The sequence below is a fragment of the Pontibacter sp. HJ8 genome, from assembly GCF_054824225.1.
Genome location: NZ_JSYF01000512.1, coordinates 1 through 5,299, shown reverse-complemented (window position 1 = coordinate 5,299; position 5,299 = coordinate 1). Strand labels below are relative to the sequence as shown.

The window sequence follows — 5,299 nt, the reverse complement described above, 5'->3', positions numbered from 1 at the left end:
ATTTCATCTTATTGCCGGAGGATGTCCAAGCAAAGCAGAACTGTATTGAATCGCTGTTGTTGCGTTTCGAATGACTGCAAACGGTTGACAGCTGTGGATATTAAAAATAGAATTTGTACATCAGGTTGGGAAGCAGACCCCGCTGCGTGGTATATCCTATCGAACCGGACTTGCTAGCGTCGTAATACTCCGAGAGTTTTCCTTTCGTATTGGTGACATTGTCCAGGTTCAGGAATAGCTCGTGCGTGGTCCGGGTTTTGTTCCATTTGTAGCTGGCCGAAAGCGTGAGGTTATAAAGGTTATCCAGCGAGGCTTCATAGGCTTTTCCATAATCCCAGAATTGGTTATTAGCCGGGTCAACCGCTAAGTTTCCTTCTTGGTCTCTTAAGAGTGGTATGATATACCTGCCTCCACTCAGAAAGGCTTTCGCATTCAATCCCAGGGTTTGATTATGATGGCGGCCTAGTTTCACAAACTCCTTTCCGGCTAATACATTCACCAGGTAATGTCCGTTATGAGGCGAATTCCGGGTTTTCCCATCCAATGTTTGGTAGGTTGAATTAAAGAGCGATCCGTTAATCAGATAATAAAAGTTGTTTTTAAAGAATTTCTCCACAGTCAGCTCAATACCGTAATTCTTACCGGTTCCTTTGTTTACTAATTCTACATAGTTAAAATCCGGTCCCTCGTTTATCGTGGCAAAGGAACTGTTTGAACTATTTTCGACCGGCAGATCATAAAGTCGCTGGTAATATGCTTCGACTTTAGCCATTAATACCTCAGAGAACCGCTTTTCATAGCCCAGCACAAAATGATGGGCTTTGAGTAGGTCGAGCTCCCGGTTTGGCTCGCTTGTTATTCCTTTCTCTGACTTAACTTTTGCAAAATAATTGTGGGCACTTTCCATGGTGCTGTGTTTCCCGTAGCCAACCTGAAGTGAATTGGCCGGGTTCAGCTGCCATTGAAAAGAGATCCTTGGCTCTAGGGTGCTTTTATGATTGAGCAGCACATACGTGTTATGCAAGCCGGTTACAAGGGTGATGGCTTCGTTGAACCGGTGTTTCCAACTAATATAGTTCCGCAGAGTACCAACCTTCTCCCTGAAATCAATTAGATACACTCTGCTGGTTGCATCCTCCTGTAACTGGCTTTGCCGGTAATCATAATCGATAAGAGTATAGAGGGTACCCAATTCAATCTTGTTCCGTGCATCTACTTTATGATGATAGCTAATGGCGCTCCGGTAAGTAGATTTAAACAAGCGGCTTTGATAATTGGAATGGGTGTTATACACCGAATCCCTTACAAAAGCCCCGTTGTCATCATATCTCTTTTCTATGTTCGACTCAAAGACTTCGTCCCTTATACCTTCACGGGAATGCCCTACCACGGTATGTAAATAGTTGTTAAGTCCGAAAGGTAGTGTGTGACTTATACCCAGGTTTAAGAGATAAGAGTTTAAGTCCAGGTCTTCTCTGATACCGGCTAGCATGGAGCGGTCGCCGGGTGTTTCCGCAATCTGGGGTTCTACCTCCTCCATGAAAGCGTTGCTGGCGCCACCTAACCCGAAAAAGGAAAAGGAACCCGCTTTTTTGGTAGGCAACAAAACCTTAACTGCGGCGTCCTGAAAGTTTGGACTTCCTTTTACACCTGTTAAACCGAGGTCTGTTAGTAATGAAATGGTAGAATAGCGGTAATTAAGCAGGTATGATCCTGCATAACCCTTTTTGAAAGGCCCCTCGGTGGTAATATCGGTGCCCAAAATACCTATCCCCAGGACGGTTTCAAATTTTTCGTTATTCCCTGAACGTAGTTTCACATCGTACACGCCCGATAGGACATCGCCGTATTCCGGGGAAAAGGCTCCTGTGTAGAAATCTGAAGTGGCCAGCATGTTATTGTTCAGGGTACTTAATCCGCCACTAATAGCGCCTTGGTCGGCAAAATGATTCGGGTTGGTAATGGGCATACCTTCCAGCCGCCATTGTACATATTTAGGAGAATTGCCTCTTACAAAAAGATCGTTGTTTCCTTTGGGACTGTTGGCCACTCCGGCAAAATTCGAAACAATGCGCGAAGGGTCGCCTAAACCTCCCGCATACCGACTTGTCTCCTCGGGTGAAATGGAACGTGCGCTGATTAGCGCCATCTCGTTCAGGGCTTGTCCTTTTACCTGATCGGGGGTTATCACGATTTCAGCCATTTTGACTGTGGATTCTTGCAGGTCCAGGTTCAGCACTACTTCCTTGCCGGAGTTTACCACAATGTCGGGTATAACTTTGGGTTCATACCCCAGGTAAGACAATTGAAGCGTAATTCGACCGGGTGGAATTTGTTCAAGCCTGAATGCGCCATGCTGATCCGTAACGGCTCCTTTAACAGGCTTGGATCCCATAATCGTCACGAATGCCCCGATCAAGGGGGCCTTGCTGTCTGCATCTGTTAAAGTGCCCCGCACTGTTTGAGACATCTCCTGTCCTGAAACCGGATAGGAAAAAATGAGAAGCAGGAAAGGAAGTAATATACTGTATTTCATATCTATTTTTGTTTTATAATGAGGAGAGACTTGTTTGTTTAACCACCGCTTCAGAAAGAAATCAGGGCTTTGAAATTACCGGAAGAGCCTGTTTTTCAGCAGTCAGACTATTTATAGAGATCAGTTGCAGGTTTAGGTCCCGGATGAGGTTGAGAATGCCGTACAGGTGGGCATTGTCTTTCAGACTGACTTGTAAGATGGTTAGATTGTCTGTGTACCGGATGGACACGCCCTCCAAACACTCGCCCCATTTTGGGTCGAGGTGTTCCTGTATGATGATCTCTGTCATGCCCTTCATAGTTGTTCATTTGTTTGATTCAAAAGTAGGGGTGGCCCCAAACGAAAAAAACACCCGGGCGGGTGGTTTTTGGGGTGAACTTTATAGAGGTATAGCTCGAAGACTTTACAGCCAGGGACACTACAACCCCTGAAATCCGATGTTTACAACACACTTGCGCAGGTACCCATGTCCAATTTTGCCTGTCAGGTTTCTGAAAAGCTATATTGTTTACACTGGGACCACAGATCCAGCCGGACCATTCGCGTATAGTTAAATGGTCCTACTGAAGCTGCTTTTTTCTATAAGGAGTTAATAGGGTTTGATTACCTGTCCTGTATTGGCACCAAATACGCTTTTGCGGAACCCGTATTCAAGTTGTTTCATGGTGACGGGGATGTCCCCGTGAAAGAATGGGAAATATTGCGGGGAGTCTTCCAAAACGGTTGGACTAACAGCATTAATCCGAACTCCATTCTCCAATTCAATCGCAGCAGCACGCACGAATGCCTCTATTGCTCCATTGGCTGCCGATGCATTCGCAAAGTTCATAACGGGCTCATGTGTCAGCGCTCCGGTAATCAGGGTAAAGGAGCCTTTGGGATTGATATAGTTTTGGCCAATGAGTATTAAATTAACTTGCCCCATCAGCTTACCGTCAATGCCTCTTCTGAATTCCTTATCGGTCATTTTTTTCCAAGGTCCGACGTAGGATGGTCCTGCCGTACATATAAGCGCATCAAATGAGCCTACCTGCTCAAATAAGTTTTCGATGGCTTCAGGAGAAGTAATATCTGCCTGAAAGTCTCCGCTTTTGGAACCTACCCTTATTATTTCATGCTCTTTTTCGAAAGCGCTTGCCAAATGCTTGCCCATGGTGCCGGTCGCACCTACGATGATGATTTTCATTTTTTAATTGTTATGTATGGAAAGTAAAAAGAAGATTGCTTAGCAAGAATTGCTTGGATGAAGGAGTTCTGACAACTCTCACCACAGTACATATCACCACGGATATTTGCCTACTGAAACTGGAGCAATGTTTGACCAGGCCCTAATTCGGAGGAAGCAACCTATACCTATACCTATACCTGTAAAAGCGCCGCTGTCCTAACCGTTTCAGACTTTTGTTTCGTATTTCAAAGACTTTACTCTATCCTTGAAATGCAGTGTCCTTCGCATAGAAATTTAAAATAGGGGTAGCTGATATTTTAAGTGCGTCAGGCAATCGCTTCAAATTGCTTAAAAATCATTTTCTTACTAACAGCCATGCCAGCCGTTGTCCCCATAGCTACCGCATTTGCGACAGTCCGCATACGTGTGGTATTATCGCCACAAGCATAGACTCCGTCAACAGTAGTTTCCTGGAAAGTATCTGTTTTGATGTAGCCCTCTTGCGTTATTTCGCATCCCAAAGCCTCCGGGATTTGACAATGTTGTTTGAACGGTCTTCGCGTGTATACTGCTTTCAAGGAGACTTTCGTGCTGTCTTTGAAATGGATATGCTGAATATATCCGTTGATGTGCTCTAGGTTAGAGATCTGCTTCTCTACTATGGGTATATGATGACTTTTGAGCTTTTTTGTTTGTTCAGCGGTCAATGTTGAAGCTCCATCAGTAAACAGGATTAAATCATTTGTCCAATTTGAAAGAAGCTTGACTAACTCATAGCCATACTCTCCATTGCCTAGGATACCCGTTTTTTCGCCTTTTACTTCGAACCCATGACAATAAGGACAGTGAAGAACCGAAATACCCCAACATTCGGAAAAACCGCTAATATCAGCCATAGCATCTTGGATGCCTGTTGCGAAAATTAGCTTTTCCGCCTGGAAAATCTCACCAGAAGCTACTCCAATTTCAAACCCCTTTTCAGTCTTTCTCCCATGAGTTGCCAGGCCCTCAAAAAATGCTATGGTGGTATACCTTTGTACCTGCTGCTTTCCAAGATTTCCAATTCCTGCTGGTGTATTGCCATCCTGGGTGAGGAAGTTGTGCGAATGGGGTGTTTGCAGATTACAGGGTGCGCCGCTATCAATGATCAACACTTTTTTTAATGCTCTGCCCAGTGCCATACCTGCTGCAAGTCCTGCGTAACTTCCCCCGATGATTATGACATCATATTTTTTATTATCTGCCATCTTATTAGCGCTTAAAAATTTCGTGAAAGGAACCGGTAAGGCAAAAGCTGCCATAGTAAGTGCACTTTGTCTGATAAAGGCGCGTCTGGCAGATGAAATTTCCCTGCAGCGTTCATCTTAAATTACCTATTTGTATTTTTTAGATAAAACCAGCTGAGTTATAAAATCAACAAAAGGAACCCCAATAAATACGATCCAAGGAACTAAAGTGAGCGTGAGCAGTAACGTGCTCTGATATAAAGGTAGTAAGGAGAGTGGCCTACTAAACAGGTAGAGGAATAGTGTGATGGAAGGATAAATTGCAATCCATATTTTGAAGGATGCAACAAGTTTCATTTTGGTTTTCAT

Annotated in this window: 5 protein-coding genes; all 5 read right to left on the bottom strand. The window is 44.3% G+C overall.

The genetic code is table 11. The features are described 5' to 3' along the window. Nucleotides 1-100 precede the first annotated feature (100 nt). A complete protein-coding gene (locus OB13_RS18700) occupies nt 101-2,536 on the bottom strand; it encodes a TonB-dependent receptor (protein WP_461491705.1) in 2,436 nt (811 codons plus the stop codon). Between the two features lie 61 nt (nt 2,537-2,597). Further along, nucleotides 2,598-2,834: a hypothetical protein gene (locus OB13_RS18695; protein WP_461491704.1), complete on the bottom strand. Its 237-nt coding sequence runs from the start codon at nt 2,832-2,834 to the stop codon at nt 2,598-2,600. A 291-nt stretch (nt 2,835-3,125) separates the two neighbouring features. Further along, nucleotides 3,126-3,722: a short chain dehydrogenase gene (locus OB13_RS18690; protein ID WP_461491703.1), complete on the bottom strand. Its 597-nt coding sequence runs from the start codon at nt 3,720-3,722 to the stop codon at nt 3,126-3,128. Between the two features lie 308 nt (nt 3,723-4,030). Beyond that, the gene (locus OB13_RS18685) at nt 4,031-5,005 is read right to left on the bottom strand and encodes an NAD(P)/FAD-dependent oxidoreductase (protein ID WP_461491702.1); all 975 of its coding nucleotides are present in this window, start codon (nt 5,003-5,005) and stop codon (nt 4,031-4,033) included. A gap of 72 nt (nt 5,006-5,077) precedes the next feature. Then, a partial coding sequence (locus tag OB13_RS18680; protein ID WP_461491701.1) for a hypothetical protein occupies nt 5,078-5,299 on the bottom strand: 222 nt, incomplete at its 5' end.